Annotated in this window: 20 protein-coding genes; 11 read left to right on the top strand and 9 right to left on the bottom strand. The window is 43.9% G+C overall.

Annotation, left to right across the window (positions count from 1 at the left end; genetic code table 11):
- The first annotated feature begins 20 nt into the window (after positions 1-20).
- From ACVBDY_RS09855 to pckA, 8 genes are all read left to right on the top strand, one after another.
- Entirely contained in the window at positions 21-1640 is a 1620-nt protein-coding gene (locus ACVBDY_RS09855) for a lamin tail domain-containing protein (RefSeq protein ID WP_447175305.1), read from the top strand.
- Between the two features lie 15 nt (positions 1641-1655).
- Complete coding sequence (dcuC, locus tag ACVBDY_RS09850) at positions 1656-3020, top strand: C4-dicarboxylate transporter DcuC (protein ID WP_447175304.1); 1365 nt, start codon at positions 1656-1658, stop codon at positions 3018-3020.
- A 10-nt stretch (positions 3021-3030) separates the two neighbouring features.
- Positions 3031-4176, top strand: a complete 1146-nt coding sequence (gene iadA, locus ACVBDY_RS09845; RefSeq protein WP_447175303.1) for a beta-aspartyl-peptidase — start codon at positions 3031-3033, stop codon at positions 4174-4176.
- A 15-nt stretch (positions 4177-4191) separates the two neighbouring features.
- Complete coding sequence (locus ACVBDY_RS09840) at positions 4192-5502, top strand: porin (protein WP_447175302.1); 1311 nt, start codon at positions 4192-4194, stop codon at positions 5500-5502.
- Between the two features lie 10 nt (positions 5503-5512).
- Entirely contained in the window at positions 5513-7063 is a 1551-nt protein-coding gene (locus tag ACVBDY_RS09835) for a M14 family metallopeptidase (protein WP_447175301.1), read from the top strand.
- 19 nt (positions 7064-7082) lie between these two features.
- Positions 7083-8306 carry a putative porin gene (locus ACVBDY_RS09830; protein ID WP_447175300.1) on the top strand — a complete coding sequence of 408 codons (1224 nt, stop codon included), beginning with the start codon at positions 7083-7085 and terminating at the stop codon, positions 8304-8306.
- A 235-nt stretch (positions 8307-8541) separates the two neighbouring features.
- Positions 8542-10041: an SLC13 family permease gene (locus ACVBDY_RS09825; protein ID WP_240643134.1), complete on the top strand. Its 1500-nt coding sequence runs from the start codon at positions 8542-8544 to the stop codon at positions 10039-10041.
- A gap of 51 nt (positions 10042-10092) precedes the next feature.
- Complete coding sequence (pckA, locus tag ACVBDY_RS09820; protein ID WP_447175299.1) at positions 10093-11697, top strand: phosphoenolpyruvate carboxykinase (ATP); 1605 nt, start codon at positions 10093-10095, stop codon at positions 11695-11697.
- 126 nt (positions 11698-11823) lie between these two features.
- Here the strand turns inward: pckA and dnaK are convergent, their stop codons facing one another.
- Positions 11824-13746 carry a molecular chaperone DnaK gene (gene dnaK / locus ACVBDY_RS09815; protein WP_447175298.1) on the bottom strand — a complete coding sequence of 641 codons (1923 nt, stop codon included), beginning with the start codon at positions 13744-13746 and terminating at the stop codon, positions 11824-11826.
- Positions 13747-14209: 463 nt separating this feature from the next.
- Between dnaK and ACVBDY_RS09810 the strand changes: the two genes are divergently transcribed.
- Entirely contained in the window at positions 14210-15634 is a 1425-nt protein-coding gene (locus ACVBDY_RS09810; RefSeq protein WP_447175297.1) for an L-serine ammonia-lyase, read from the top strand.
- A gap of 8 nt (positions 15635-15642) precedes the next feature.
- On the opposite strand, the gene ACVBDY_RS09805 is transcribed toward ACVBDY_RS09810, so the two are convergent.
- The gene (locus ACVBDY_RS09805; protein ID WP_447175296.1) at positions 15643-17121 is read right to left on the bottom strand and encodes a TPM domain-containing protein; all 1479 of its coding nucleotides are present in this window, start codon (positions 17119-17121) and stop codon (positions 15643-15645) included.
- 194 nt (positions 17122-17315) lie between these two features.
- Positions 17316-17774: a nuclear transport factor 2 family protein gene (locus ACVBDY_RS09800; protein ID WP_447175295.1), complete on the bottom strand. Its 459-nt coding sequence runs from the start codon at positions 17772-17774 to the stop codon at positions 17316-17318.
- Positions 17775-17868: 94 nt separating this feature from the next.
- Here ACVBDY_RS09800 and panB point away from each other — a divergent pair, with 94 nt between their 5' ends.
- Together panB and ACVBDY_RS09790 are read left to right on the top strand one after the other, a co-directional pair.
- On the top strand, positions 17869-18687 hold the full coding sequence (panB, locus tag ACVBDY_RS09795; RefSeq protein ID WP_447175294.1) for a 3-methyl-2-oxobutanoate hydroxymethyltransferase: 819 nt from the start codon (positions 17869-17871) through the stop codon (positions 18685-18687).
- A gap of 85 nt (positions 18688-18772) precedes the next feature.
- On the top strand, positions 18773-19477 hold the full coding sequence (locus tag ACVBDY_RS09790; RefSeq protein WP_447175293.1) for an RluA family pseudouridine synthase: 705 nt from the start codon (positions 18773-18775) through the stop codon (positions 19475-19477).
- 89 nt (positions 19478-19566) lie between these two features.
- Here the strand turns inward: ACVBDY_RS09790 and ACVBDY_RS09785 are convergent, their stop codons facing one another.
- The 6 genes from ACVBDY_RS09785 to ACVBDY_RS09760 form a co-directional block, all read right to left on the bottom strand.
- Entirely contained in the window at positions 19567-20280 is a 714-nt protein-coding gene (locus ACVBDY_RS09785; protein WP_447175292.1) for a response regulator transcription factor, read from the bottom strand.
- 5 nt (positions 20281-20285) lie between these two features.
- Positions 20286-21857, bottom strand: coding sequence for a sensor histidine kinase (locus tag ACVBDY_RS09780; protein ID WP_447175291.1), 1572 nt, complete (start codon positions 21855-21857; stop codon positions 20286-20288).
- Between the two features lie 72 nt (positions 21858-21929).
- On the bottom strand, positions 21930-22517 hold the full coding sequence (gene coaE, locus ACVBDY_RS09775; RefSeq protein WP_447175290.1) for a dephospho-CoA kinase: 588 nt from the start codon (positions 22515-22517) through the stop codon (positions 21930-21932).
- A gap of 121 nt (positions 22518-22638) precedes the next feature.
- On the bottom strand, positions 22639-23613 hold the full coding sequence (locus ACVBDY_RS09770; protein ID WP_447175289.1) for a YbbR-like domain-containing protein: 975 nt from the start codon (positions 23611-23613) through the stop codon (positions 22639-22641).
- A gap of 10 nt (positions 23614-23623) precedes the next feature.
- Positions 23624-24622 (bottom strand): glycosyltransferase family 2 protein, encoded by a 999-nt coding sequence (locus ACVBDY_RS09765; RefSeq protein ID WP_447175288.1) that lies wholly within the window; start codon positions 24620-24622, stop codon positions 23624-23626.
- 137 nt (positions 24623-24759) lie between these two features.
- Positions 24760-25638, bottom strand: coding sequence for a CPBP family intramembrane glutamic endopeptidase (locus ACVBDY_RS09760; protein ID WP_447175287.1), 879 nt, complete (start codon positions 25636-25638; stop codon positions 24760-24762).
- Positions 25639-25651 lie beyond the last annotated feature (13 nt).

Raw genomic sequence — 25651 nt, 5'->3', positions numbered from 1 at the left:
AACGTAACCTAAAATTACAGATGAAAACAATTACTACTTTTATAAATGTTTTATATCTGGCAATTATCCTGCTTGGTGTTGCCTCCTGTAAGACCGATGATGTGGAAGAAGGCTCATCGGAAATTCCGACAGAACCCGTTCTGATTCCGGATGCGGCATTCGGGGAATACATGGTATACAACGGAACTCCGGGAGTTTATGAACAAATAGAGGATAATACGGTAAAGTACTATCTCGACCCTATCGAAGTGGCTTCCGTAAGTGAACTTTTACTCAGTAAAACCGGGAATAATGTAGAAACCCTGGAGCAGGCAGGCCTGGTCACTGCGGACGTTAAGATTGCAGATGTTTCAGGTTTAGAATACTTTATAGGTCTGCAGCACCTGGTGCTTACATCCAATGATATCCAGGAACTCGACGTTTCCAAACTGATCGCTTTGGAACAGTTAGAGATCAATTTTAACCTTATCGGGCAACTGGACCTCTCCGGAAACCCGGACCTTACCATGCTACGCTACCGTGCAAGCGGAAATGCCGGTGACGAACAGTTATTAAATGAACTGGACCTGGGCAGTAACACCCGGCTGCGTCACCTATTCCTTCCAAACCACAATTTTGCGACTATAGATCTATCCAGCAACCTGCAAATTGATGAAATGCTGGATATGAGTGATAATCCGGGGCCTGACGGTGATCCTGAAACAGGCGACATCGTAGTTCCGGCGGCTATATACAATCAGCTTGAAGAAGAAAACCGCCTGGGGGTGGTATCTGATGCCCAGGTAGAACCGACGGTTATTTTAAGTGCTGAACCCTCCGCTTTTTCCGAGAACGAAGGTACTGCCACTCTTACTGCCACACTAAACACCGCCGTCAGCCAGGATGTTACCATCTCCCTGTCTTTTGCAGGCACGGCTACCCGTGATACCGATTATACCGTAGAAAATACCACATTGGTGATCCCTGCCGGAGAAGTCAGCATTTCTACCGAAATAACTGCCGTTCAGGACACAGACGAAGAAGGTAATGAAACTATCGAGATCGCCACTTCGGATATTCAAAATGCTATTCCCGGCAACGCAGGATCGCTCGTGTTGACCATTGAAGATGACGATCAATCCGTTCCGCTGGTACTGAATGAGATTTTATATGATCCTTCCAATAATGATCTGGATGGCGATGCCAACGGAGATGGCCAGTATGCCCAGAATGAAGACGAATTCATAGAATTATACAACAATTCTTCCGAGCCACTCGATGCCAGCGGATTCAGGGTTTATGATACCGATGCCCTGGAAAACGATACACCTCGCCACGTAGTACCTGAGGGCACGGTAATACCCGCCAACGGAGTTCTGTTGATATTCGGAGGAGGAACCCCTGTCGGAGATTTCGGTGGTGCTTTAGTACAAACCTCCACCACGGGCGACCTGAATTTTAACAATGCGGCCGATATGCTCACGATACAGGATGCTTCCGGAAAAGTTATCATCAATTTTGATATAGAACCGTTGTCCGGCAACCCCAACGAATCCTATACCCGTAACCCGGATATAAATGGCGATTTTACGCGACACAGCTCTGTAAACGATCTTTTGTTCTCCCCGGGAACCAAAGTAGACGGTACTCCTTTTAATTAATTAAAAAGTATATTCATGTCCTATCTAGGCCCGGTTATAGCCATCTTGTTCATCATTATTGTAGCCCGACTGCTGCTCAAAAAGTTTTATCCGCATGCGGTATTACTCATAGCCGGACTCCTTATGCTCGCCGCATCTTACTGGCTGCCCGGACATGAACCGGCCGTAGCACTTACCGGCGGACCATTTGGCTTTGACCTTTTTCGTTATATCAACAGTTCTTTTGCCGAAACCAATGCCAGTGTAGGCCTTATGATCATGGCTATAGGCGGATTTGTAGCTTATATTGATAATATTGGGGCTTCGGAAGCATTGGTCTACCTGGCGCTGAAACCATTGCAGTTATTTAAAAAACAACCCTATCTGGCGGCTGTCCTTGTTATCCCTATCGGACAATTACTCTTCATATGTATTCCGTCGGCAGCAGGACTGGGCTTGTTGTTAATGGCTTCGGTCTTCCCTATTCTTATTAATCTCGGTGTGAGCCGGTTATCTGCCGTATCGGTTATAACATCCTGCACCGCTATGGGTATGGGCCCCGCCTCTGCCATAACCGCAAGCGCTACATCTATTATCGAAAAGGACACGGTCTTTTATTTTCTGAAAGAACAGATTCCGTTGGCAATTCCACTAAGCATCACCATGATGATAACATATTACTTTGTAAACCGGTACTATGATAAAAAAATGGATCAGGAGCAAGCACCGGTCCCGAAGATCGAAAAGGCCAAATTAAAGGCCCCTTTATATTATGCTGTTATCCCGGTGTTGCCATTAATACTGCTTATCCTGTTTTCACAGTTGTTTGATTTCTTTGCCGTCCCCATTGAACTCAACACCACTACCGTAATGTTTATAAGCCTGTTTGTGGCGTTTGCATTTGAGCTGATACGCAAACGAAAACCCAGGGAAGTCTTTAAATCACTGTCCATATTCTGGAATGGTATGGGAAATATCTTTAAAACGGTGGTTACCCTCATCATCGCCGCCGACATTTTCTCCAAAGGACTGATCAGCCTCGGGTTTATTGACGGGCTTGTAGGCGCTTCACAGAATCTGGGATTCGGAGGCATTGGTGTTGGCATAGTGATGACGGTAATGATCTTCCTGGCTTCTGTACTTATGGGTAGTGGTAACGCCTCTTTCTTTGCCTTTGGTCCCCTGGTACCGAAAATTGCAGCTCAGTTGGGTGTGGAAAGTTCTTCCATAATCCTGCCTATGCAGTTTTCAGCTTCCATGGGACGGACGGTCTCTCCGGTGGCCGGGGTGCTCATCGCTACGGCAGAAGTGGCCGAGGTATCCCCTTTCGAGATCGTAAAGCGGAATATAATCCCCCTCTCCGCGGCATTGGTAGTAATGATAATATATCTCTATTTATAATTCTTAATATATGCTAACTTTAATTAAAAACGCGAACATATACGCACCGGAGCATCTCGGAAAAAAAGATATCCTTATCGGTAACAACCAGATCCTGGCTATTGAAGATTCCATAGTTCCGCATGAAACATTTTCCACCGTCTGGGATGCTAAAGGAAAGACCGTTACTCCCGGGTTTATAGACCAGCACGTACATATTATCGGGGCAGGCGGGAAACACGGTTATGCTTCCATGACCCCCGAGATCATGTTGGGAGAATTTATTTCCTGCGGAACCACCACTGTAGTTGGATTACTCGGCACCGACGGTACGGCAAGGAGCGTAAAAACACTGTATGCCAAAGCAAGAGCCCTGACCGATGAAGGGATCAGTGCTTATATGTTTACCAGCTATTTCAGCATTGACCCGGTGACCATTACCGGATCCATACAGGATGATATGGTATTTATAGATAAGGTCCTCGGGTGTAAAGTGGCCATAAGTGATGAACGTTCCTCCTATCCTACCGCCACCGAACTGCTCCGCCATTTGCGAGAAGTACGTGTGGGCGGACAGATCTCCGGAAAAAAAGGCATCCTGCATATTCACCTGGGTAAAATGACATCACAGATAGATGTTCTCCTTGAACTGGTGGAAAAATACGAATATCCCATAGAAAATATATCCCCTACCCATGTAGGGCGTACCAAGGCATTATTTGACCAATCCCTGAGATTTGCAGAACTGGGCGGCATGATCGACATTACCACCGGGGGGACCAAATACACAGATCCCTATAAATCGGTATTATACGCATTGGAAAAAGGTATTTCCATAGACCAGCTGACCTTTAGCAGCGATGGGAATGCCGGTCTGGGAAAGACGGATGCCAACGGAAAACTCATAGGTTTTACCAAAGCCCCTATACACCTGAATATGGAACAAACCGCCGCTTTGATCCGAAAGGGAGGCTTACCTATATCCGAGGCGATCAGACTTGTAACGACCAATCCTGCTAAAAACCTTGCCCTAAAGCAAAAAGGTCATCTTAAAGTAGGCTATGATGCCGATATATGCTGTTTCGACAAAGATTTCAACCTTACCGATGTATTTGCCATGGGTAAACAAATGATGCGCGATAAAGAAGTCCTGGTTAAAGGCAACTTTGAAGTGTAGCAAAAAAAACCATCCATGAAAACGATAAAAACGCTTCTTGTAATTTCTCTCCTGATGGCTCCGCTGTTGGGAAAGGCCCAGATATACCTGGACAAATATAATTTTGGCGAAGGGTTGAACTTCTCCGGTGAACAAGGGTACAAAATAAAACTCGAAGGATTTGTTCAGCCTTACATGGAGACCAAAAGATACACGGGGAATGACGATTCTAACCTGTACAACCGTTTCCGTATGCGACGCCTGCGGCTGCAACTTTCCGGTAATATGGCCGATGAAAAACTGAGTTACCGCCTGCGCGTTGATCTTAGTGGTACCGCCGAAGCGGATGTCGATGAGGCGGAGAACAGCATCTTGCTCGACGCGTATATCAGATACCATATTAACGATAACCTGTCGGCCACTTTCGGGCAAAAATCAACGCCTACGGACAACCGGGAGTTGAATATTAACTCCCAGACCCTACAACTTCCCGAACGCAGTCGGGTTACTTCGGTCTTCAGTACTATCCGCGAATTCGGGTTATTCCTGGACGGTTCTTACCGCATCAGTCCCGGGGGTATGTACCTGAAACCATCCATTGCCATTACCAATGGCGACGGGCAGAATGCTTTCAAAAAAGATCACGGGGGACTTAAATACGGGGGACGTCTGGATTTCCTCCCATTTGGCCTGTTCAGCAATTTCGGGCAGTTCCGGGAAGCTGATATCGCAAGGGAAAGGACGCCAAAACTGGTCATGGGGATAAACTACAGCTATAACGACGGTGTCAGCAGTCGCCGAGGACGTAATAGCGGAAGTATCCTCTACCTTAATGACCAGGGAGAGGAAGAACTGCCCGATTATATGAAGCTGGGTTTTGACTTTATGTTCAAATATCAAGGGTTTTCGATGCTTGGCGAATATGTAAAAGGTTCGGCCCATGTAAGTGATGCCATTACCCAACGGGTACGTAACGACGGCTCTGTTTCCACCAGCTTTGAAATTGATGGAGAACAGCATGTGGGCAATTATGTAAAAAACCGGATGATGATGGGAGAAGGGTACAACATTCAGGCAGGATATATTTTTACCAACCTTATTTCAATAGACGCCCGTTATACACATCTCCGGGCGGATAAATATTCTTTTATGAATAATGGCACTTTTTATAACCGTCCCAATTATTACACCCTGGGTATAAGCAAATACCTGGGCAGGAATTACGGGGCCAAGATACAGGCTTCCTTTACCTATGTAGATGCAGCGGAAGGCTCAAATAATAATGAGGGAAACCCGATAGCAGGAAATGAGTGGATCGGAAGATTAGTCCTGACCATAGGCTTTTAAAATTAATGTTATGAAAAATTTGATCGTTTTATTCTTAATCCTGTCCGGTACCGTTTGTTCGGCACAGCTGTTCAATCCGCAAAGTAAAGATATTACATCAGAGTACTTCCCCGATTTCGAAACGGATATTCACACTCCTGCCTTCCGGAAAAAAAGAGGCTTTACAACCTATTCGGAAATGATGTCCTTTCTGGAACCACTGGTCAGGCAACACCAAAAACTTACAGAACTGTCGTACATAGGAAAAAGCCAAAAAGGATTATCCATACCACAATTGGTACTCACCAATCCTGAAAGTAGTCAGGCGAAAATAAAAGTGTGGATACAGGCAGGAATTCACGGTAACGAGCCTGCCAGTACCGAAGGGGTGCTGTACCTCATACAACGGCTCCTCGAAGACGAATCCTATCGGGTATTACTGGATAAACTGGAAATAGGGATCATCCCTATGGCCAATATCGATGGTTTTAACAAACAATTACGCCATGCCGCCAACGGACTGGACCTTAACCGGGACCAAACCAAACTGGTGGCACCCGAAAGTGTAGCCCTGAAACAAGCCTTTACCAACTTCGGGGCTGAGGTAGCACTGGACTTTCACGAGTTTCGTCCATTCCGCAGGGATTACCTTCAGATGGGAACTTTCGGGCTTACCAATGCCTATGACGTCATGTTTCTCTACACCGGGAACCTGAATGTATCCGACACGCTACGGGCATATACCCGGACCCCTTTTGTTAACAATGCCGAGAAATTACTGAAAGATAACGGGTTGCGGACACACGCCTATTTTACCGCAGCAGATCACCAGGGATATACTGTGTTCAACCAGGGATCGGTCAATGCAAGGTCCAGTGCCACTTCCTATGCCCTGAGCAACTGTGTTTCCACTCTCGTGGAAGTAAGGGGAATCGGATTGGGTAGAACCTCGTTCAAGCGCCGTACTATGACTACTTTTCTGACCGCTCTGTCTTATATACAAACAGCAGCAGCCGAGTCCGGTAGCATAAAAAAGGTATTACAGAAAAGCCTGGAGCAACTAAACAACGCCAAAGCAGTAATAAGTTCAAGGAGAAAAGTTTCACGAAAACCCCTGGCCTTTATTGATCTACACACGCATAAACAGGTAGACGAGACCGTAATACTAAGAGATGCCCTGCACTCTTCTCCCGTACTTTCACGTCCCTTGCCAAAGGCCTACATCCTGCTCCCTTCACAAACAGAATTGATTAAAAAACTACAGATACTCGGATTAAAAATAACAACACTCGGTAAAGAAACTACTCTTCCAGTGCAAGCATATGAAATAACGGCCTACTACAGGGCGGCCCAAAAATACGAGGGAACACACCGGCAAACGGTACACACCCGGTTAACGGAAAAGACGATGAACTTTCCCAGGGGCAGTCATATTATTTATACCGATCAGAAAAATATAGGCCTGGCTATCGAAACCCTGGAACCCGAAGCGTCCAACAGCTTTGTTTCCTTTGAAATATTGCCGACAGGGAAAGGACAGGAATTACCGGTTTACAGGTATAACAACAACATCAAATTATAACGACCCAACACTACATGTCATGAAAAAAATATTCGTATACGTAGCCCTTTTTCTCTCAGTACAGGTTGTACTGGCACAGGAAGAAAAAATAAATACCAACAAAGCGGATTTTGAGTTGGGCAAAGGACTGCAGTTTTCCTTTGAAGACGGGGATTACCAATTTAAAATCGGAGGTTTTATACAACCGTCCTATACATATTCAAAAACCGAAGACCAGAAGGGAAACAGCAGGTTTCGTTCCAAAAGGTCCTATTTCAATATTTCCGGAAAAGCCTTGAAAGAGAAAGTGAGCTTTTTTATTCAAACCGACTTCAGTCTGGACAAACCTCTTCTGGATGCCTGGGTAGCCTATCATCCTACTTCCGCCATTTCCATCACTGTAGGGCAAAAACGTACGTTTACCAACAGCAGGGAAATGACCTATAACGAAGACGTTCTGCAATTCGCGGACCGGAGTATGGTAAGCCGTATGTTCAGTGATACCGGGCGGGAATTCGGACTATACCTTGAAGGGAACTTCGAATGGAAGAACGCGGGCTTCGTCCCGCAACTGGCCGTAACCTCGGGAGACGGACGAAATTCATTCGGAAGCGACTCCAGGGACGCGGACAAAGGCGGATTAAAATACGGGGGGCGCCTGGATATTTATCCCCTGGGATACTTTAGTGAAGGAAACAAAGGAATGACCCCCGATCTACAGCACGAATCTTCCTTAAAAATGGTAATAGGTGCAGCCGCAAGCTATAATGACGGGGCCAGCAATGCCATAGGAGAAGGACATGGCGATTTTATTATTTATAATGAAGATGGTGAAGCCCAACTCCCCGACTACAGAAAAATATACACCGACCTGTTATTGAAATACCAGGGTTTTTCCCTGCTTGGAGAATATGTAAATACCTCGGCTACAGGACTGGATCAAACTTTCATAAATGAGGCAGCCAGCCTGCCACTGGCGCCACAGCAAATAAGCTCTTACCTCGTTATCGGAGACGCATGGAACACTCAACTGGGATATGCTACCTTAACAGGATATTCCGTTGACCTTCGTTATACACAGTTAATTCCGGAGTTCGACGATTATAGCAATTCCATTTTGCAGGACACCAAAGCCTATACCTTAGGTTTCTCCAAATACTTTAAAAATAACGCTTTTAAACTACAGACCAGTTTCTCCAGGATTGACTACGAGGCCGGTGTCAATGAATTCCGAGGAGAACTTTTGTTGCAATTAGTCTTTTAGCCCCTCAATAGATTTTGACAAGCAAATTGATCTTTAGTTATTTATTAGTTACACAATACACACAAAACCAATGATTTAATAATCTACTAACCTTTTAGTGCATGACAAAAATTGTTTTAATCTTGTGTTTCCTGGAAAATCAGTTTTGTCGTGTACTAAACATTAACCTGATAACTTTTTATAACCTAAAAGCGACCACGATAATATCGGGTTATCCATAAAAAAGCTATTGAAAATGAAAATATTCGGTACATCCCGTATGGCCGGGAAAAAATATCTTTTCCGGATGTCAGGGCCTTTGCTATTCCTGTTCCTTGAAATTATAGGAAAACCGGAATCCATGCCCGTGGAAGCCTATCAGGTGCTCTGCATCACCGTATGGATGGCTCTGTGGTGGGTTACGGAAGCGGTTCCTATCGCTGTCACGGCCCTCCTGCCTATTATTTTGTTTCCGCTTACGGGAGCCCTGTCCATAGAGGTCACCACCGCTTCCTTCGGGCATAAATACATTTTTCTGTATATGGGTGGTTTTATACTGGCCATCGCTATTGAACGATGGAAACTGCATCAGCGTATCGCTTTGAGTATTATCGCATTTATAGGTACCAGGGTAACACACATCATCCTCGGATTTATGGTTGCCAGCGCCTTCTTATCCATGTGGATATCCAACACAGCTACGTGTGTGATGATGCTGCCTATAGGAATGGCCATTATTGATCAGTTTCAAAAACGCAGCCCCGGTAATTCCTCCGGTTTCGGAAAGGCACTCATGCTGGGTATAGCATATAGCTGTTCCATAGGGGGAATTGCCACCCTTATAGGTACTCCTCCTAACCTCGTGCTCGCAGGTATATTGGAAAAAATATACGGTGTCAGACTCGGATTTTTCGAATGGGCAAAGTTCGGTTTTCCTATCGCCTTGTTATTACTGGTCATATGCTGGAAATATCTTACCCGTTATGCCTACGATTTCCGGGCGGTCTCATTTCCCGGGGGAAAAGAAGAAATACAGACCATGAAGCGGGCCCTAGGTAAAATAACATACGAAGAAAAAGCCGTGCTGGGCGTATTTGTCATCACCGCATTGGCGTGGATTTCTCGGGCGCTGATACAGAAGTTAATACCCGGAGTAGATGATACCATTATCGCTATGACAGCCGGGATCACTTTATTTTTGATCCCGGCAAAATCCGAAAAACGCAGTCTCATCTCTTGGAATGAAGCTGTAAATTTGCCTTGGGGCATTATCCTGCTCTTCGGCGGGGGAATGGCCCTCGCAGAAGGGTTTTCACAAACAGGACTGGCCAACTGGATCGCCCAGCGGATGACAGAATTTGATAATATGCCATTCTGGATACTGCTTCTTTTACTCGTAGCTGCCGTTAACTTTCTTACCGAAGTTACTTCCAATATGGCCACCACAGCCATGCTCTTGCCTGTCCTCGCCCCTATGGCCTTATCCCTGGATTTGCACCCTTTTTTGATCATGACAGCCGTTACCCTGGCCGCTTCCTGTGCTTTTATGCTACCTGTAGCAACGCCTCCCAATGCCATTGTATTTGGTTCCGGACACCTGCGAATACCCGATATGATAAAAACCGGATTAACGCTTAATATTATTTCTATTATTCTTATTACCCTGGCTACTTATTTTATCCTTCCGGTAATATGGAATATACATGCCACACCTTTCCCGGAAGAACTGAAAGCGTTTCTCCATTTACCCCTTTGATACCCGTTAAACTTAATACAGATCATTCAACACTACTAAATACACATATCTATGAGACGTACCAGATTTTCTACGGAAGAAAAGAATTTTCCTAAAGTCAAACAAGCCCACTGGAACCTCCCCGTTGCCGAGCTGGTGGAAAGATCGCTTCAAAACGGGGAAGGCCGGCTAACTGATACCGGAGCACTGATGTGTACTACCGGGGGTTTTACAGGCCGTTCTCCGAAGGATCGTTACATCGTTAAAGGCAAGGTAACGGAAAACAAGGTATGGTGGGGAGACATCAATATTCCTTATACGGCAGACAAATTTGACCTTTTACATCAAAAAATGCTGCAATACCTGGAAGACAAGGAAGTATATGTCAGGGATGTTTACGCCGGAGCAGACACCCGCTATCGGATGAATGTACGTGTTATTAATACCGTAATCTGGCATAACATGTTTTGCCATAATATGTTTATACAACCCGGACAAGAGGAACTGGAAACATTCGAACCGGAATTTACCATCCTCTGTTGTCCCGAATTTAAAGCTGATCCCGAAACGGACGGAACCCGTCAGGAAAATTTTTCGATAATAAATTTCGGGAAAAAGATCATTCTCATCGGTGGAACAGGATATTCCGGCGAAATGAAAAAGGGAATATTTTCCGTCCTTAATTTTTTACTCCCGGTACAGCACGGTGTACTCCCTATGCATTGTTCCGCAAATACAGGAATGGGGCCGGAAGATACGGCCATCTTTTTCGGGCTTTCCGGAACCGGGAAAACCACGCTGTCGGCAGATCCGAAAAGAAACCTGATCGGGGACGATGAACACGGATGGAGTACCGATAATGTTTTTAATTTCGAAGGAGGGTGTTATGCCAAAACCATCGGACTTACCGAGGAAAAAGAACCGGATATTTTCAATGCTGTCAAGTTTGGCGCCATCCTGGAAAACACTGCCTTTTTTCCGGATAGCCGCAAAGTGGACTATGACAATATTTCCATTACCGAAAACACCCGGGTCTCCTATCCTATAACACATATCAAAAATGTACGGGTTCCATCTAAGGGTACGATCCCGAAGAATATATTCTTCCTTACCTGTGATGCTTTCGGAGTTATCCCTCCTATCCAGAAGCTCTCAAAATCTCAGGCCATGTACCACTTTATTTCCGGGTATACCTCCAAAGTGGCCGGAACCGAAGAGGGCATTACAGAACCCACTCCTGCGTTCTCCGCGTGTTTCGGAGCGCCTTTTATGCCTTTACATCCTGCGGAATATGCAAAGTTGCTCGGAGAAAAAATGGAAAAACACCAAACCAGGGTGTGGCTGGTAAATACCGGGTGGACCGGGGGACCTTATGGTGTAGGATCAAGGATCAAACTAAAGTACACAAGGGCAATGATAGACGCGGCATTATCCGGAGATCTGGATAAGGTGAATTACCGGGTACACAGTGTTTTTAACAGCTTAATCCCCGAAAGCTGTCCCGGAGTTCCGGATAAGGTACTCAGTCCGCGCCAAACCTGGAACGACGATACGGCCTTTTATAAAATGGCAGACAAGCTTGTCGGTAAATTTCACGAAAATTTCAGGTTATTTGAAAGCATTGCCGGTGCAGAGATACGGGATGGTGCTCCACGATTGCGCAATGCACATCCCTGAATCGGGTTACACGCTGCAAAACTCAATTATCAGGTTTTGTGCATGAGAAAGTTATTATCCTGAAAACAAAAAGCTGTCAGGAAAATTCCTGACAGCTTTTTTATCTTATGCAAAGGTTATCAACCTTTATTTTACTTCTTCGAAGTCTACGTCCTGTACATCATCACCCTGTTGCTTACCTCCTTCATCACCGGAAGCCGCATCTGTATTGGCATCTGCACCCGGAGCACCGTTTTGTTGTGCTTCTGCCTGTGCTTTGTACATTTCTTCGCTGGCTGTTTTCCAGGCTTCGTTTATTTTGGCAAGTGCAGGCTCAATAACAGCTACATCCTTACTTTCATAAGCTTTTTTCAATTCTTCCAACCCATCTTCTATCGGTTTTTTCTTGTCTGCTGACAATTTATCTCCGAATTCCTTCAACTGTTTTTCGGTCTGGAAGATCATGGCATCTGCTTCGTTGAGCTTTTCCACTTTTTCTTTAGTTGCTTTATCTGCTTCGGCATTCGCTTCAGCTTCTTTCTTCATTTTCTCGATTTCTTCTTCTGTAAGTCCGGAAGAGGCTTCGATACGGATATCCTGGGATTTACCTGTTGCCTTATCTGTAGCGGAAACTTTGATAATCCCGTTGGCATCGATATCAAAAGTTACCTCAATCTGCGGCACTCCTCGTTGTGCTGGCGGAATTCCGTCGAGGTGGAAACGTCCTATGGTTTTGTTGTCATTTGCCATAGGTCTTTCTCCCTGTAACACGTGGATCTCCACCGAAGGCTGGTTGTCCGCAGCCGTAGAGAATACCTGCGATTTTTTAGTAGGAATAGTTGTGTTGGACTCTATAAGCTTGGTCATCACTCCTCCCATAGTCTCAATTCCGAGGGATAAAGGTGTTACGTCCAGTAACAGCACGTCTTTTACGTCTCCGGTAAGTACACCACCCTGAATAGCGGCACCAATGGCAACTACTTCATCCGGGTTAACCCCTTTAGACGGTTTTTTACCAAAGAATTTCTCTACTTCTTCCTGTATCCTTGGGATACGGGTAGAACCACCTACCAGGATCACTTCGTCAATATCCGATTTGGATAGCCCGGCATCTTTAAGGGCTTTTTCACAAGGGAGCATAGATCGCTTCACCAGTTCATCGGCCAGTTGCTCGAACTTGGACCTGGTCAATGTTTTTACAAGGTGCTTAGGCCCGGAAGCCGTAGCTGTTACATAAGGCAGGTTTATTTCGGTCTGTGAGGAAGAAGACAACTCTATCTTGGCTTTTTCGGCTGCTTCTTTCAGACGTTGCAATGCCATCGGGTCTTTACGAAGGTCTACGTTTTCTTCCTTGTTAAACTCATCTGCAAGCCAGTCGATAATTACCTGGTCAAAGTCATCCCCTCCAAGGTGAGTATCTCCGTTGGTAGAAAGTACTTCAAAAACACCGTCTCCCAGTTCAAGAACCGAAATATCGAAAGTACCACCACCAAGGTCATATACGGCGATCTTCTGGTCTTTGTTAGACTTGTCCAGTCCGTAAGCCAGGGCAGCGGCCGTAGGTTCGTTGATAATACGCTGTACTTTCAGTCCGGAGATCTCTCCGGCTTCCTTGGTAGCCTGTCGTTGAGAGTCATTAAAATATGCGGGGACGGTAATAACCGCTTCCGTCACTTCCTGTCCGAGGTAATCTTCTGCCGTCTTCTTCATTTTCTGAAGTATCATTGCAGACAATTCCTGGGGAGTGTATAACCTTCCATCTATATCTACACGCGGGGTATCGTTATCTCCTTTAACTACCTTGTAAGGTACTCTGCCTGCCTCTTTTGCAGACTCCGAATATTTGTTCCCCATAAAACGCTTTATAGAATAAATGGTTTTATGCGGGTTAGTCACAGCCTGACGTTTTGCGGGGTCTCCTACTTTTATCTCCCCTCCTTCTACGAATGCTATAACAGAAGGTGTTGTTCTCTTTCCTTCAGCATTAGGTATCACTACCGGCTCATTACCTTCCATTACGGAAACGCAGGAGTTGGTAGTACCTAAGTCGATTCCAATAATTTTACTCATAATAGTGTGTTCTTATTTTTTACTTGGTATTTTTACTCGTTTGCTATCCTTAAGTCAATGATTGTGCCAAAAAAATACAGCCTGTTTTTTACTGCCATATTGAAAGTATCCCTGTCATTTTGACCGGAAACCGCAAAGAATAAAGGCTTCCGCTCTTCAGTACTCATTTCGTCAGCCTATACGAACAACACTTTTACAATCCGTATTTTCAGTAAAAAAAGAAAAAAGGGTGACTGTATTTCAGGTCCCATCGCTTTCCTTTTATATATCCGGAAAAACTGTCTTTCGGTGTTAGGGATTCACAACTATTCGTTTATATTTGTCTCCGCAATAGTGTTTGTAATTTAACACAGTAAGCTGTACAATCGTATTTTATAACACTTATTTCTGTCTATTGTCCGGAATCTGGAATGATCTTTTAACCGGTATTAAGACAGACTTTTTTTAAGATAACCAAATAGATATGGAGTGTATCAGTGTTTTTGACATGCTCAAGATAGGCATAGGTCCGTCCAGCTCCCACACGCTAGGCCCCTGGAGGGCAGCGGAAAGGTGGATCGCGGAACTCAAAGAGGAAGGACATTTTGATCATATAATTTCCGTTAGGGCCGATCTTTTTGGTTCTTTATCTCTTACCGGGAAAGGCCATGCAACGGATCTTGCCGTTATACTGGGACTTTCCGGAAAAGATCCGGAATACATTCCGATAGAAGAAATCCCGGAAGTGGTAGACCTGGTTAAGAAAAAGAAAGAGATATTGTTCGGCAACACTTATATGGTTGGCTTTGATGTGAATAAAGATATCGTTTTCAATAAAGAATTCCTGCCTTTCCATGCCAATGGCATACGGTTTACTGCAGTTTCCACCGGTGGAGAAGTCTATTCGGAAACATACTATTCCATAGGAGGTGGTTTTGTGATAAGAGAAGAAAGGATCTCTGCCAAAGAAAACCTGAAAGCATTCAACCGTTTCCCCTACCAGGTGGAAAATGCGGCTCAGCTCCAGGAATACTGCTACCTGGAAAACAAAACGATCTGGGAAATCGTACTGGAAAACGAAAGATCACTGCGAACGGACGAAGAAATTGACAGGGGGTTACAACGTGTATGGAGTACTATGCTCGAATGCATGTATATCGGTTGTCATACCGAAGGTACCCTTCCCGGAGGTTTACAGGTAAGACGGCGGGCATATGATTCCTATCAGAAACTCAAGGGAGATATTCCTTATGGTACGCCGCAGGAATGGTTGGAAACCATTCGAAAAACCGAGGTAAAGTTCCGACAGATACTCAAGTGGGTAAGTTGTTTTGCCCTCAGTGTCAACGAGGTGAATGCCTCTTTAGGAAGAGTCGTTACCGCTCCTACCAACGGAAGCGCGGGGGTTATTCCCGCAGTACTTATGTATTATATGGTCATTGAAAATCACGAAGCGGATTTCGAACATGTCAAACGCTTTTTACTTGTTGCCGGAGAAATTGGCAGTATTTTTAAGAAAGGAGCTACCATATCTGCTGCCATGGGTGGTTGCCAGGCCGAAATAGGGGTTTCTTCCGCCATGGCTGCCGCCGGGCTCACGGCATTGTCAGGAGGGTCTATGGAACAAATTCTTATGGCTGCCGAAATTGCTATGGAACATCATCTCGGGCTCACCTGCGATCCTATAGGCGGACTGGTACAGGTACCTTGTATCGAGCGTAATGCTATGGGCGCAATAAAGGCGATCAATGCGGCAGAACTGGCTATGGATACTGATCCGAAGAATGCTAAAGTTCCGCTTGACAAAGTGGTAAACACCATGTGGGAGACCGCAAAAGATATGAATTCCAAGTACAAGGAAACTTCGGAAGGCGGACTGGCCGTGGGTGTTTTTCTGTCTGATTGTTAGAGCCGAATTTACCACCTCCCTCCGGCACCACCTCCCCCGCTACTGCCACCGCCAAAGCTACCGCTACTTCCTCCGGAATAACCACCTCCTCCGGAAGACGAGGAGGAAGAACTTCTTTGTTTCCTGGGTATAACCACGGTGCCCAATGAAATGGTATTTCCGCAATATACACACTCCCGGATGCGCTCCCCTTTTCCGCTTGCCTTATAGGTAGCTGCCTTAATAGTTTTGGTGTGCGGTTGCTTAAACGTATGGTAATGACAGGAAGGGCAATCGGAATAGTCCTTAATTTTGATCCCGTCCCATCCTATCACTTTAATTTTTCCGGAAACCTTGTGTTTCCATATCTCATAGCTTCGGGACAATGCCCACTCTTCCTTTAACTGCCCTTCATCGAGCAATTCTGTCTTTTTCTTTAATTTGTCTCTGTCCTGGCGTTCCCAGTTACCTGAATTGTCAGGTGGCAGGAACCTCTTTCCCATAGATTTCTTCCGCTTCTGATATCCCAGGACACTAAACAAGGCCACAGGTGAGAATATCAGGGGGATAACCATCCATTTATGGTATTCCGCAAGGGCATTTAAGCGGTTCTTTTCATCCCGGAAGGACTTGATTATGATCTTAGACCCACGGAAATACATTATGGTTAATATGATACTCCCCGCAATGGCCAGGTACCAGGGGACCATCTTCATTTGAAAAATAAACTCGGGGGATGAATCAATAAACAGTGAAGAAAATACTCCTGCGAAAAACAGGCCCACCATACAACCGCAGCCTCCCATTACACTTGTCAGGTTCAAACGGGTCCCCTTGCCTAACTTCTTATCTCCCTTCAAAACCTTTTTTTCAATAACATATCCTGTCCACTTCATTAAAGCCAGAATCACCAGAAATATAAAAGCTACATCTATAAATACCATTCTGTTGCGATAAAAAAAGGATTCTTCCCGCAATTCCATCCGTAATTCTTCCGCTTTATCCGGATACAGCAATATATCCCTTATCGCCCCGGCAGTTTCCAGCACCCCTCCGTCGTAATCTTGTTCCCTGAAATACGGAACGAGGTAACGCTCTCCTATACGTCTGAGAAGGGCGTCAGGCAAAACCCCTTCCATACCGTAGCCGGTGATAAAGCGATAAGCTCTCCTGTCTTTGGCAATAAAGAGTAAAAGTCCGTTATCGTTTTCCTTCTTCCCTATTTTCCATGTATTGAAAAGCTCCAATGCAAAATTAAAATCATCCTGGCCCGAAAAATCGTTGACAACCACAATGGCAACCTCTGCAGTAGTCTGCCGCTCGATTTCCACGGCAATAGCGTTTACGGAATCCGTAACATGCAAACTCAAAATCCCGTCCGGATTGCTGACAAAATAATCCTGCCCGTTCGATTTCGGGTTTGGCAGATTCTTCACCGTATATTGAGCATACCCGATGCCGCTCAGAAAAGTGGTAAAAACAACAGTTAAAAGAAATTGTTTCATCATGAAAATCGGAAGGAATTATATAAAATCACCATAAAAATAAACAGTGTTAAGCGAAACAGTCTGATATTTAAACGGAAAATATGCAAAAATACCTGTTTTCCACTACCCGGTAAAGCCTTTGCATATCTTAATTCCCGCCTTCTCATGCAGGCAGTATTAACGGGAGAGGTGACCAACGGTTATATCCTGTGTTATCAGGACGCCTCCTTTTTCCTGGTATCGGTTATACCGGCTATCTTCCATGCCCCTTTCTCGTTCCGGAACAGGACTATGGAGTTTACCCCGGTGTGGTGCAGTTTATTTTCGTAATAAAACTCGTAAGGCACCCAGACATGGGCCATCAGTCCGTCGTACTTAATTTCAAAGGACAAGAGTTTTTCCCTGAAATCGGCTGTTTTAGGCAAAGCTGTCACCGCTTGTATAAAATCACCCAAAGACTGTGTGCTCACGATCACCTGTCCTTCCTTGTTCACTGAAATGCTTTGCACGATACACTCCTGACCTGCAGTGTTTTTTAACCGCACCGAGTCTTGTGCATGAAAAGCTCCAAAGAATTCTTCAACGGTATTCCTGATGGTCTTTTCTTCCGATACGGACTGGGCATTAAGGCCTGCGAGGCTCAGTATCATCCCTAAAAATAAAACCGTTCTCATCGATAATGTTTTTAAACATACAATTTAGTACTTTTACAATTATTTTCACTTCTCAATTATAAAAGAACCGAAAACTACAAAACATAAATAATATATGTCTGTTGCAAAAAAAGAATACAAGAGAATTACGGTAAAGTCTCTGATAGAAATGAAAGAGAACGGTGAGAAAATAAGCATGCTCACTGCCTATGATTATTCTATGGCGAAAATCGTGGATAGCGCCGGGATCGATGTTATCCTGGTCGGTGATTCCGCAAGTAATGTCATGGCCGGTCACGAAACCACACTTCCTATCACCCTCGACCAGATGATCTACCACGCCTCCTCGGTTATACGCGGCGTAAAAAGGGCTCTTGTTGCCGTAGACCTTCCTTTCGGAAGTTATCAGTCAGACCCCAAAGAAGCCCTTCGTTCGGCCATACGGATTATGAAGGAAAGCGGCGCTCATGCCATAAAACTCGAAGGTGGAAGGGAGATCAAGGAATCTATAAAACGGATTCTGAATGCGGGAATCCCGGTAATGGGACATTTGGGACTGACACCACAATCCATCTACAAATTCGGGTCCTATACGGTAAGGGCCAAAGAGGAAGAAGAGGCGGAAAAACTTAAGGAAGATGCTATCTTCCTGGAAAAAACAGGATGCTTTGCCATAGTATTGGAAAAAATACCTGCCAAACTTGCCAAAGAAGTCGCCGAAAGTGTATCCATACCTGTTATCGGTATCGGAGCCGGAAACGGAGTAGACGGACAAGTACTGGTATTACATGATCTGCTCGGTATGACATATGAATTCAGTCCGAGATTCCTGCGCCGTTACATGAACCTGTATGACGATATGACCAAGGCCATTTCTCAGTATGTAGATGATGTGAAAGACAGGGACTTTCCGAATGATAACGAGCAATATTAACAATTTTCGGGATTTGCGGCTTGTGATCTTTCCTGTAACCCCAGTGCTATTCGGAAGATGACAGGTCGTCGCCCTACAGGCTGTTATGAAATTACTTTCTGATAAAAATAATCTCCAGGTACTCTACGAGGACAATCACCTGATTATCGTGAACAAACGTCCGGGAGATATTGTACAAGGTGATAAAACCGGGGATAAACCTCTCAGTGAGGTGGTGAAGGAATATTTAAAAGAAAAATATCAAAAACCGGGGAATGTGTACATCGGGGTTGTACATCGGTTGGACAGGCCAACCAGTGGTATAGTCGTATTTGCGAGAACTTCAAAAGCCTTACCCAGGCTCAATAAAATGTTTGCAAATAAAGACGCCGGAAAAACATACTGGGCTGTTGTACAGAACCCGCCTCCCCAACAGGAGGATACGCTGGAGCATTGGCTTGTACGCAATCCGAAACAAAACAGATCGTATGCACATACCAAAGAGGTCCAGGATGCGAAAAAAGCATCTCTGACTTACAGGATATTGAAAAAATTACAACGTTATTATTTGCTGGAAATAGACTTGCATACCGGAAGACACCACCAGATTCGTGCTCAACTAGCCGGTATTGGTTGTCCTATTAAGGGTGATTTGAAATACGGATTTGACCGAAGTAATAAAGATGCGGGTATTCATTTACACGCCAGGAAACTTTCCTTTATTCACCCTGTAAAAAAAGAAGAAATAACCATTACAGCACCACCACCTGTCACAGATGTTATCTGGCAACATTGTTTACCTGACTACTAAAAAAAGTCGGGTACAGCAGAGGATTTTTTTCCGGCGGGATAGTCTCCGCTGCACCCGGGGTGAAAATAAATGTTGTTTGGATATTATATCTATTCCGCTTCGCTCTTGATAACCAATCGGAAACCTTCACCGTGAATATTTAAAATTTCCACGTCTTCATCTCTTTTCAGATATTTTCTCAGCTTGGCTATGTACACATCCATACTCCTGGAGGTAAAGTAATTGTCATCCCTCCATATTTTGGTAAGTGCAAGCTCTCTGGGCATCAGGTCATTTTCATGCAAGGCCAAAAGACGTAACAATTCGTTTTCCTTTGGAGAAAGTTTTATGGGCTCCTCGTCTCCGTAAGTTAAAAACCTCAACTTGGAATTCAGATGAAACTTACCTATCTGAAATTCGAACTGATTACTGTCTGCCGCACCTGCAGTCGCTTTTCTTTGCAGAATAGCCTTGATTTTAAAGAGTAGCACTTCAGAATCAAAAGGTTTATTCAGATAATCATCCGCACCTGCCTTATATCCTTTGAGGACATCTTCTTTCATTGTTTTGGCGGTAAGGAATATAATAGGTATATGTTCGTTCTTTTCCCGAATCTCTTTTGCCAGGGTGAATCCGTCTTTATAAGGCATCATCACATCCAGGATACAAAGGTCAAAACTCTCTTTCCGGAACTTTTCGAAACCTTCCATACCATTCTTTGCTAAAACCACATCAAAATTGTTTAGCGCTAAATAATCTTTAAGAACAATCCCGAAATTCGGATCATCTTCAACCAATAAGATTTTTTTATTTACTGCTTCCATAATTTTTATATTAAAGGTAACTTTATAAAAAAGGTACTTCCTTTATCTTTTTCACTTTCTACATAAACCACACCCTGGTGATCTTCAACAATATTCTTAACATAGGCAAGCCCAAGCCCGTGTCCTTTTACGTTGTGGATATTACCCGTGTGTTCCCTGTAGAATTTTTCAAATATTCTTTTCAGTACAGCCTTGCTCATTCCCATACCCTGATCCTGTACTTTAATCACGATATTATTTTTTACGGTCTCTGTATACACATCTATTTCAGGTGAATCGGGCGAATATTTTATGGCATTGTCCAGTATATTCACCAATACATTGGTAACATGAAACTCATTGGCCAGAACTTCGCTTTGTTCTGCCTGAAAATGCGTATGTACATAGCCACCGCGATTTTCAACCATAAGAGACACATGCGCTATGGCCTCCTCTATGATATCGTGGATATCGAGAGTATCTTTGGAAATCTCCAACTGGTTCTTCTCCAACTTGGATATCCTCAACACATTTTCCACCTGCGCGTGCATTCGTTTATTTTCATCCCGGATCATCTGGAGGTACTGTTTTACTTTATCATGACGGTCCAGTACCTTCGGATTTTGAATGGCATCCAGTGCCAGGTTTATGGTAGCAATGGGAGTTTTAAACTCATGGGTCATGTTGTTAATAAAATCCGTTTTTATCTCGGATATCTGCTTTTGGCGGATAAGCTGGTGAATAGCACCGGAATATGCTATAACGATGATCAAAGTAAAAATGATGGACAGCAAAGCCATTCCCATAATACTCGATACGAGAAATTTCTTTTTCTGCGGAAAAGTAACGAGCAGGTCAAAATCTGTTTTTCCTTCTTCGTCTACAAAAATCGGCACTTTATACCTGGTACTTTCGCTAAGGGCAAAATCCCTTGACCTCACCTTAGTAGCCAGACCGTTACCATACACTCCATATTCGAAATGCAGGCCGATCCCTGCTTCGGAAAGTTCCCGCTGCAACAGTAATTGTATTTCCTGATCGGAAACCCTTTCTCTTATGGGCTTCCGTTTTGCATAGTGCCGGAAATAAGTCTCGAAATGGGCCTTGTCTATGGCAGACATTCCTCCTATTTTTTCAATCCTCTCGGAAGGAGTATACGTCACTTTACCATCGATGTCTACCCCTTCTTTAACAATAATTGTCCTTCGTTTACTGTTAAAACTTTTAATGGGAATAGAATCTGATTCACTATCAAAGAACGTAGAAGATATACCGTAATCTTCTTCTAAAACACCATGAGAATAAATAAATGTTTCATTATTTTCCTCATCTTTATCTATAAAGAGTATCTCACGAAGCTCAGCTTCTTTAAATTCTCCTATACTATCTATAAGTTGCAGGAATTTATTGGAATAATCCTCAATCTCCCTTTTCTCTATCTTGTCCGAAACGGACTTTAATACCTGCATGACACTGTTGGAAAATTGCTCTTCCTTGTCGTCCACAGCTGTCTTTATCCAATACCCCTGTACAAAAATGATACCAATCAGGGATAAACTCATCAAAGCAACTAAAAGGACAAATAACTTCCTACTCATCGAAGCAAAATTAAGGGTTTAATATGCAGTTTGTCTTAGCTTTAACCAAACCTTAACAAAATTATCCTTTATTTAACGGGAAGCCTTGATTTTTATCAAACGGGAGTGTAATTCCCGTACTTGCTTCCTCGTTTCTTCGAGGTTTATATTAGTTATGACATAATCGGAGAGCCCCGCTTTTTTGTCATCATCCCACTGATTTCCTATCCGGTTCATCACAGCTTCCTGGGATGTACCATCGCGAAGCATGACCCTTTTTATTCTGGTTTCCAGCGGGGCCATGACCATTATTACGGCATCACAATCTTTAGATGCACCGCTTTCAAAAAGAATAGCCGCTTCCTTAATGACGTAAGGTCCCTTCTGTTTCGAATACCATTTTTTAAAATGCCTGCCGACTTCCGGGTGAATTATACTGTTTAATATAGCCAGCTTTTCTTTGTCCCGAAATACGATACCGGCAATGTACATGTTGTCCGGTCCGGAATCAGTATATGCTTTTTCTCCGAAAACTCCTGTTATCTTGTCCCGGACCCCGGGGGTATACATAAGTTTCTTTGCTTCGACATCCGCGATATACACGGGGACTCCCAATTCTGAAAACATCGAAGCCACAGTAGATTTTCCACTTCCGATGCCTCCTGTTAACCCTACTATCATTACCTGCACTGTATTATTTCTATTAATTTAACTGTTTTATCTTAAATATACAAATGAAAAAGCAATACATTTTATTAAGCAAAAACCTACAAATGAAATGTTTGATTTTTTCTCAATGGAATTACATAATTTTTTGGTCCGAATTCTTAACCAGAATCTCCACTCCGTGGCGGGATAATTCCACTCTTTTTATCGTCTCCGGCATTTTAGACACCCTCAAGGGAAGATAATTTACGGAATCAGTTATGGCCTTGAAATCACAGGTAACCTTAAAGTCGGATGACTGTAGCTTGCTTATATCCCTTAGTGCTCCTTCGCATATAATCTCTATTTCAGAAGGAAAAGTTTTTACGGATTTTTCTTCCGGTACGTTAATCACAAAAACAGGTACGGTAAACCTTCCTTCGGAAAACCGTTCTACCCTGGCTTTTACCGCTACTTTTTTGTCTTTGAATTCCAGGTTTTTGTATTTCTGGGGTATGTCTACTGCGATGTTCATGTGAATGTCTTCATTCACATCTCTAAGGGTGATCTTAGATGTATACAGTGTATCCAGATTATTCACTTCCACATCCGGCCCGAATACGTTTATTTTTGATGGTGATACCGTGAGGCTGTCATAAATACGGTAATCTTTGGCAAAAGTTATATCGGCCCGAGGCATTACCTTTACTTTCCTGATAATATTTTCCCCTAGAGAAAAAAACAAGGTGTCTGCTGCAAATTGCCTGACTTCCACATCTTCAGGCAAAACACCTGTCAATTGTTTTTTCAGGTCCCCTGCCAGAAGAAAAGAACCGTCTTCGTTCTTCCGAAGCCCGGAAAGGTCGATATTTACTTCCCGGCCGAAATATTTCATTCCCAACAATTGCATCCCTTTTGCATTGATGTATACCTTTATGGTACGCGGGGGGTTCACCAGTAATTTGTTTTCCGGGACACCACTATAATCGGGTTTTAAGGAAACCGTACTGGTATAGCGGTTGGGTAATTTGATCAAAAACCACAGGAGAAAGGATACGAAGAAAAAAAACACAAACTGTGATGCCTTTCCTCCCCGGATATTAGCCGGTATTTTCCACTTATTTATTTTCACAGGGCTCTCATTAAAAAAACAGTTCCGGAAAAGCTTTTTCGGGTTCTTTATGTAAGACTTTTATGCTTAACGTACTCCTTATAAAACCGTATCCGTACCCGGAAAATTGTATCAGTACGGCAAAAACGGATAAAAAAGCGACCTTGAGGTTTTTACTTCTGAATAAAGCATCGGTAAATACAACACAAAAGAATATTACATAAAGAGAAATTAAAAACGGTATCCCCATACCCCATAAAAACAAAGATGCAATAAGACCGGCCACGAAAAAAGCCGGAAACCAATATACGATCTTTTCCGTCTGCGGATGCCAGTAATTGAGGATTGGACGTGTCATCCCGAATTTGTAGACCTGTTTATAAAACTTGGACCATGAAATACGGCGTTTATGGTAAACAAAGGCATTTTCCAGGAACCGGGTATCATAACCCGATGTCCAAAGCCGTATAGTCAGGTCAGGGTCCTCCCCGGGATGTATTTTTCCGAAGCCCCCTGTCTTTTGAAAGGCTTCTCTGGAAATCCCCATATTAAAGCTTCTGGGCTGAAATTTACCCACAGCGTTTTTTTTTCCTCTTATTCCCCCGGTAGTAATCGTGGAGGTCATCGCATAATTGATGGCCTTTTGCAAATCGGTGAAGGAAGAGTGTGCCGTATCGGGACCACCGTAACAGTTCACATAATCCGTACTTAATGCATTATGTACTTCCTTCAGGTAATGGGCCGGTAGTATACAATCGGAGTCGAGAATAATAAAATAATTCCCTGCTGCTTTCTTCATTCCGTAATTTCGGGAATCACCGGGGCCGGAGTTCTCCTTAAAATAATAGGATATCTGTAAACGGCCGGAAAAAGCTTCTGTCACTTCCTTGGCAGGTATGGTAGATCCGTCTTCCACAATAACAACTTCGAAAGGGTGGTCGTAGTCCAGTTCTGTCATACTTTCCAGTAACTCGGCCACTTCCCCCGGTCTGTTGTATACGGGAATGATAAAGGAAAAATCTAAATGCATGCGGCAAAGATATAACAAAAGCGGGTACGGAAAAGCAGTTCGTTATCTTTTGAAGATGACCGAAAATCCTGAAAAATAAAAAATCCGAAAACAACTTCATCCGGTCACTTTTTATTTGGCTTTCAATAGTGCCGTATCTATTGAAGGATAGAAGGTGCTTTCAGCTCTTTTCTCCTTCTCCAGAAATAAACGGCAAAACCCAGGGTTACCAAAGGCAGTACTGCACCGAACTCATCGGTAAAATAAGCAGTGTTGCCATTGTCTATGGTCAGCGGGGTGAAGATAGCCTGGATAAAAAGATTGTGAGATGCGTGCAGTATTACTGCAGTCCAGAGGCTTCCGGACTTCATGCGATACCAGGTGAAAATAAAACCTGCGCTTAACACGAGTACAAAAAAACAGATCATGGCATACCATACCGGAGTACCGCTATTATAATCGGCAAAAAGTAAAATAGGCAAATGCCAGACCGCCCATATAAATCCCGAAATCAGTGATGTCTTTGTAAATCCGTATCGGGCGTAAAGTTCCGGTACCAGGTATCCCCGCCACCCTATTTCCTCTCCCATCGCATTGGCAGCACTCCGTATGGTGCCGAATATGCCTATCAGAATGACATATAATCCGATACTTAATCCGTCTCCTATATTACCAAGGCCAAAAGATTCGGTAAGTCCGTTGACAAATTCCTTGTTGTAAAATCCACCAAGTCCGGTCAACCATATAATCAGATAGGCGATTAACCCGTATAAGACCGGAACCAGGTAACTTTGCAGTTGGTATTTTGTTTTTCCCCACTTCCATCCCAGTTCGGACAGGTTTCTCTTTTGTAATTTCATGGCTATGAGGGCTGCTATTCCCGGGCACCACATCAAACCGGTTGTAAAAAGCCCTCTCCCTGCTCCCAGTTTCCCGGAATAAATAATGAAAAAGTAAAAAATCCCGCTCAGGGCAAAGTTTATCACCAGAAACTGAAGTACGGGAGCCAGGCTGTTTTTCTTACCTATCTTGTCCATATGTTAATACTAA

The sequence above is a fragment of the Sinomicrobium halophytocola genome, from assembly GCF_052983395.1.
Note: the sequence above shows the minus strand (reverse complement) of the source record. Positions and strands in the feature narration are given on the sequence as shown.